8 protein-coding genes and 1 pseudogene are annotated in these 5,899 nt (G+C 44.9%); 7 read left to right on the forward strand and 2 right to left on the reverse strand.

All coding sequences use genetic code 11. The features are described 5' to 3' along the window. The coding region (locus CPT76_RS09670) for an RNA polymerase subunit sigma-70 (RefSeq protein WP_146116287.1) at positions 1–606 on the forward strand (606 nt) is incomplete at its 5' end. A 75-nt stretch (positions 607–681) separates the two neighbouring features. Next, on the forward strand, positions 682–1,107 hold the full coding sequence (locus CPT76_RS09675; RefSeq protein ID WP_105442768.1) for an SRPBCC family protein: 426 nt from the start codon (positions 682–684) through the stop codon (positions 1,105–1,107). 80 nt (positions 1,108–1,187) lie between these two features. Here CPT76_RS09675 and CPT76_RS09680 read toward each other — a convergent pair. Next, positions 1,188–1,605, reverse strand: a pseudogene (locus CPT76_RS09680) (VOC family protein). Positions 1,606–1,889: 284 nt separating this feature from the next. Here CPT76_RS09680 and CPT76_RS09685 point away from each other — a divergent pair. From CPT76_RS09685 to CPT76_RS09705, 5 genes are all read left to right on the forward strand, one after another. Next, positions 1,890–2,816 carry a ketopantoate reductase family protein gene (locus tag CPT76_RS09685; RefSeq protein ID WP_105442769.1) on the forward strand — a complete coding sequence of 309 codons (927 nt, stop codon included), beginning with the start codon at positions 1,890–1,892 and terminating at the stop codon, positions 2,814–2,816. Positions 2,817–2,964: 148 nt separating this feature from the next. Then, complete coding sequence (locus tag CPT76_RS09690) at positions 2,965–3,432, forward strand: alpha/beta fold hydrolase (protein WP_219845395.1); 468 nt, start codon at positions 2,965–2,967, stop codon at positions 3,430–3,432. Between the two features lie 265 nt (positions 3,433–3,697). Continuing rightward, positions 3,698–4,384 (forward strand): DUF5127 domain-containing protein, encoded by a 687-nt coding sequence (locus CPT76_RS09695; protein ID WP_181152765.1) that lies wholly within the window; start codon positions 3,698–3,700, stop codon positions 4,382–4,384. Then, positions 4,353–4,940 carry a glutaminase domain-containing protein gene (locus CPT76_RS09700; RefSeq protein WP_258168244.1) on the forward strand — a complete coding sequence of 196 codons (588 nt, stop codon included), beginning with the start codon at positions 4,353–4,355 and terminating at the stop codon, positions 4,938–4,940. The genes CPT76_RS09695 and CPT76_RS09700 overlap by 32 nt, the downstream gene beginning before the upstream one ends. Positions 4,941–4,977: 37 nt before the next feature. Then, positions 4,978–5,220 carry an alpha/beta fold hydrolase gene (locus CPT76_RS09705; RefSeq protein ID WP_146116196.1) on the forward strand — a complete coding sequence of 81 codons (243 nt, stop codon included), beginning with the start codon at positions 4,978–4,980 and terminating at the stop codon, positions 5,218–5,220. A gap of 48 nt (positions 5,221–5,268) precedes the next feature. On the opposite strand, the gene CPT76_RS09710 is transcribed toward CPT76_RS09705, so the two are convergent. Next, positions 5,269–5,899 (reverse strand): helix-turn-helix transcriptional regulator (locus tag CPT76_RS09710; protein ID WP_219845396.1); only part of this gene is annotated, 631 nt, incomplete at its 5' end.

The following is a 5,899-nucleotide window of genomic DNA, read 5'->3' on the forward strand; positions in this document are numbered from 1 at the left end:
CTCGTCCGCAGAGATACCCTTCAACTGTGCTTCATTGCCCTCCTGCAGACCTTGCCTCCGCGGCAGCGCGCGGTACTCATCTTGAAGGATGTATTTGAATGGTCCTCCAAGCAGATCGCAGAAACGTTGGCGATGTCGCCGGCAGCGGTGAACAGCGCCTTGCAGAGAGCCCGAGAGACGATGGACCGGGCGCAGCTTCGCTCGGATGAGCTCAGCAGCATGGACGTTCAACCGGAGCAGGAGCTGCTGTCCCGGTATGTGGAGGCCTTCGAGCAATTCGATATTGCTGCGCTCGTAGCGCTGTTCCACGAGGAAGGCTGCATGTCGATGCCGCCCTTCGAGATGTGGATCCACGGCAAGGAAGATTTGTCCGCCTTCTATTCGCTTACTCGCTGGCATTGCGAAGGTTCGCGTTTTGTGCCCATTACGGTGAATGGCGGTTATCCGGCGTTAGCCCAGTATATGCCGGACAAAGAGGGCTCTGGCCTGGTACCCTGGGGCATTCACGTCATCGAAATCAAAGAAAATCAAATCCTGCACGTTCAAAACTTCATCAATACAAAATTATTTTCGCGATTTGGGCTGCCTGAGCGACTCGACCGATGAATTTCGTATTTGGCATTCGTCTATATCATTGAGACTAACCAAACGATGAATATTATGAGAGAGGTGTCCAATCAAATGGAAACGAATCAACCAACGAAAGTAACTGTACAAACCGTCATTCAAGCCCCCGTCGAGAAAGTATGGCGCTATTGGTCCGAGCCGGAGCATATCACGAAGTGGAATCAAGCGTCCGAGGACTGGCATGCGCCGAGAGCGGAAAACGATCTGCGGGTTGGCGGCAAGTTTTCGACGCGGATGGAAGCGAAGGATGGCAGCATGGGATTTGATTTTGGCGGCGTCTACGATGTTGTGAATCGGCATGAGGCGATCGGCTACACGATGGAAGACGGAAGAAGAGTAGATATTGCTTTCGTCGATCAAGGGAATGAGACGAAGGTCATTGAAACGTTCGACCCGGAAAGCTCCAATCCCGTCGAGTTCCAGCAAGCAGGCTGGCAAGCGATCATAGACAATTTCAAAGCCTATACCGAACAAAACTAATCATCGCGAAGAAGACGCCGGGGAAGATGCCCGGCGTCTTTCCTTTTTAAACCCTAGTATGAGCATGCTCCCCGTTAGCCTTAACCTTGTGCCGCATCCATGTTCATGTAGTTAATGGCCCACAGATGGCCGTCCAAGTCCACGAAGCCCCAATGATACATGATCCCATGATCTTCAGGTTCAGCGTGCAATTTCCCCGCCCAAGGAGACCGCAGTATTCACGATTTCATCGACCTTTTCCCGGCTCTCGAAGGCCAATGCGATCGTCATCTGCGCATACTTGCTCGTATCGACGGTTTCCCTCTCCGTGAGCGTATTAAAGAATGCTTGATTGATCAGCATGACCTGAAGGTTGTCGCCGATCACGATGGCTACCGAATTCTCGTTATCGGGGAATTGCGGATTGAGCTCGAATCCGAGTCCGGTGAAGAATGCTTTCGATTGTTCTACGTTTTTTACAGGCAGGTTTAAGCTCGTGAATGCGGACATTAATGCCATTTTCAAAACACCTCTTCGTCAAATTAGTTTGTGTTTATTTATGCCTTCGTTTATATAGACGACAGCCGATCCGGGAATTCATCGGTCTGAAGATAGACTTATTCTTTAAAATAGGGCGTAATCCCGCTTGAATACAGCCTATCCCTCCCACTAGCGAAAAAAAATCATCCGACAAATCCTAAAATACTGATGGTTGATCAAGGAATAATAAAGATTTATGATCACATCATACAACACGTTGTCTGATAATCCAAAGGAAATGTTAATAAGAAGGGGTGGTTTTCATGTCAGCAAAACAAGCCAGAATTTTAATTTTTGGTGCAGGTGTCATCGGGAGCATGTACGCAATGAAGCTTATTGAAGCAGGGTTTGACGTTACGCTGTTTGCACATTCTAAAAGATTTAAATCATTAAGCGAAAATGGCCTGCAGTATAAAGAAAAAGGTTCCGTTAAATCGATACAAGTGAAGGTCATTGATACGCTCGAAAATGACGATATATACGATTTTATTTTCGTCACCGTACGTTATGACCGGTCCGAATCAGCGTTGTTAGCGCTAAAAGATAATCAAAGCAAACATATCGTTACGATGACTAGTAATTCAATTGGGTTTTCTTCGTGGCTGGATATCGTAGGGGATCGACTTTTACCCGCTTTTCCCGGCTTCGGCGGACAGATGAAAGATGGAGTATTGCATGCTCGATTTCTACCAAAGATTATAGCGGCAACTGCATTTGGAGAAGTGAATGGTGAAGTGACAGAACGCATCGAAAAACTCGCGAAATTATTTAAAACAGCAAAGCTTCCCTACGTTATTAAAAAGGATATGCAAGCGTATCTCATCACACATTCCGTATCCGACATTGCCATGCTGAGCGTTTTGCACTCTGAAGATAAAATAACTGACAAAAAAACAGTCAGAACCAGAAAGACGGCACGCCAAATAACAGTCACTTTAAAAGCGTATCTAAGGGCCATACAAAAAGCTGGCGTTTCAATAGATCCACCCATGCTTAAAATGGTGCTTAAATTTTTTCCAAACTTATTATTGGATCTGTTCTTTATGACATGGCTACGAACTAAAATGGTTCGCGATATGATGTTACCGGATTATGCGAATCGTGCTAACAATGAGATTGTGCAGCTGAGTCATGATTTAATGAAATTTTTAAGTCAAAAGGATATCAAATCGGTTGCGCATTCCATCTGAATAGATGGAAGACGATAAGAACATGGTTGAAGATAGCAATCCAAAAGAACTTGGAAACTTTTGCTGTGATACTATTAAAAATACCAGTCGTCCGAAGATCGAAACTTGAATGGACGATCTTACAAATACAACGCAAGGAGGCTTAAGCATGAGTGAAAAAAAATGTGGTTACGAGAAAGTAAATGGACTAAATATGTATTATGAAATCCATGGGAGTGGTAAACCACTAATTTTGCTCCATGGCCAGTTTGCGACTGCCAGCATGTTCGATCCCATATTACCGGAGTTAGCTCTTCACCGCCAGGTAGTTTTAATTGAACAGCAAGGCCATGGTCATACCGCAGACATTAACCGCCCTTTAAGTTTTGCTCAAATGGGTCGTGACACCGCAGAACTTGTGAGTCAATTAGGGATCACGGAAGCGGATGTGTTTGGATACAGTGCTGGTGGAACAGTCGCACTGCATCTGGCGAAGTCTAATCCTCACCTTGTTCGCAAGCTGGCACTAGCCTCGACTATTTATAGTATGGATGGCTATTTTCCCTATATAGTCGAAGGCATAAAACATGCTTCTGCCGATGCTTTTCCATTACAGATGAGGCAGTTTGGGAATTGATCTCTAGAACGCCGCTGCCGTCGATGATATATTCAAACGAATACAGGTTTTCTCCATGGCGTTCGATCCGGTAATTTTTATCACAGTAAGAGATGCCCGACATGAGCACATTGAGTGGAAGCTTGGAATCATTAAGATGCCAAAAATTAAAAATGGTTTCGTTCATCATGATAATCCTCACATTTACAATGATAAATCCTATTAAATTACGTTTTGGAACATGATAAATTATACACTAAGAAACGCATTAATGGGAGGAATCCAAATGAATCTTCGTGCACCAGCTGTTCCGCTGATTACGGTTGACCCTTATTTTTCCATCTGGTCCATGGCAGACAAGCTCAATGAATCGGACACTAAGCATTGGACGGGCAAACCTCACCGGATGACCGGCACTGTGCTGGTTGATGGGAAAGAATATGTTTTCATGGGCATTAAGCCGGATAGCCTGCTCATGGAGCAGACAAAATTGGATATTCATGCTTTGTCGAGCCAATACGAGTTTGCATGCGATGAAATTCGGTTAACCGTTACGTTCACGACTCCGCTGCTGTTGGATGATTTGAAGCTCATGTCCAGACCAGTGTCCTATATTCATGTGACAACCGAGTCGAACGACGCGAAAAAACATGAAGTCACAGTGGCCATCAGTGTAGATGGAGAGCTATGCCAAAACTTGAAATACGAGTTTCCAACCGCGTATACGGATCTGAGCGAACCTGGTTTTACTTGCGGCAAAGTGGGAAGCAGCATTCAGCATCCGTTAACGAGAAGCGGGGATGATCTTCGAATTAACTGGGGGTACGTCTATCTCGCATCCAATCATAGCGGCGCTTCAGTAAGCGCTTCCGAAGATATAAACCTCTACGGAACCGTAAATCATGCCATGGGGCTATCGATCGTTCTGGATACGGAGCAGAATGCAGAAGGGTCTTTTTGCAGTCGGCTATGATGATATCAAATCGATCGAATATTTTCATCAACAGCTGGATGCCTATTGGAGAAAAGACGGAGAGACGATTGAAGAGGCGATAAAGCAGGCGCTAAATGAATATGATACGGTGTTTGAAAAATGCGAACGGTTTGCTGAAAAATTGTATCAGGACGCCTCGGCATCGGGAAGCGAAAAGTATGCAGACCTGGCATCCCTCGCTTACCGGCAAGCGATTGCCGCCCATAAAATCGTAGCGGGTCCGGATGGAGAAGTTCTGTTCATTTCCAAGGAGAACTTCAGCAATGGCTGTGCGGCTACACTTGACGTGACTTACCCATCCATTCCACAATTTTTGCTATATAACCCCGAATTGGTGAAAGGGATGCTTCGGCCGATATTCAAGTACGCTTCAACCGAGGTTTGGCATTATGACTTTGCTCCCCACGATGTGGGTACTTACCCGCTTCTGAATGGGCAAGTATACAGCAACGGAACTACGCCCGACTGGCAAATGCCGGTTGAAGAATGCGGCAATATGTTAATATGCGCTGCGGCTGTCGCGATAGCATCCTGATAACTGGTCCAAACTTATTGCCAAAGGTGCAGAAATGGTGAATAACCCGAATACTGAGGATTTTCTTGAACCGAACCAATTGCAACAAATTACCGCGCCCGTTTTGCTCGTCAATGGAGACAGTGATATTATTCGCCCAGAGTACGCCAATGAAATGGCAAAGCTGCTTCACACCAACCTCATCGTAGTGCCTGGAGATCATGTTTCGTATATTTCTACTCAACCTCAGATTTTGCTTGGTCATCTAAAGAAATTTTTCGAGTTATCCCATAACCAGTAAAGCCTAAGGTATCACCGCAGCAGCTTCTGATGATTCTGTCATTCCGTATTATTTAATCTGCCGATACTCTGAAGGGGAAACACCGGCGATGGATTTGAAGACGGAGGAGAAATAATGTTGATCGGCGAAATTCAGCTTGTTTGAAATTTCGTTAATGCTGAGATGGGTATTCAGTAAATATTGCTCGGCCAATTCAATTTTGTGTTTGCGAAAATAGGCGTAAGGCGTGATCCCGTACGTTTCCCGAAACATTTTGATCATATGATTTTTCGAATAGCCGAGTTGTTCACACAGATCGTCCAAATCCACTTTATTCTCGATATTGCCGTCCAGATACGACTTGATCTGCTCGGATATGGTTGGCGCTTTATGTTTTAAATGGTTCTTTAAGCGCAATACGATTTTAAGAAGAAGGACGGTTACTTCGTCTATAAAGCTGGGATAGTTCATATGTGTGGCCGACGATAGGTTAATGATCTCATTCATATAGGAGAGAATGTTGCACTCCTTGATGAGATACGTATTTTCAGGGAGATATTGTTTGAATAAAGATTCGGCAAAATCACCATTAAAAATAATCCAAATTTTAATCCAGGGCTGATCTTCGCTGGAATAATAGATATGGTCGCTGTTTTTAGTCAATATGTAAACGTCGTTTTCTGAGGGTACAGCGTTTGGG

Origin of the sequence: Paenibacillus sp. AR247 (genome assembly GCF_002968895.1) — a bacterium.
Lineage (GTDB): Bacteria > Bacillota > Bacilli > Paenibacillales > Paenibacillaceae > Paenibacillus_AQ > Paenibacillus_AQ favisporus.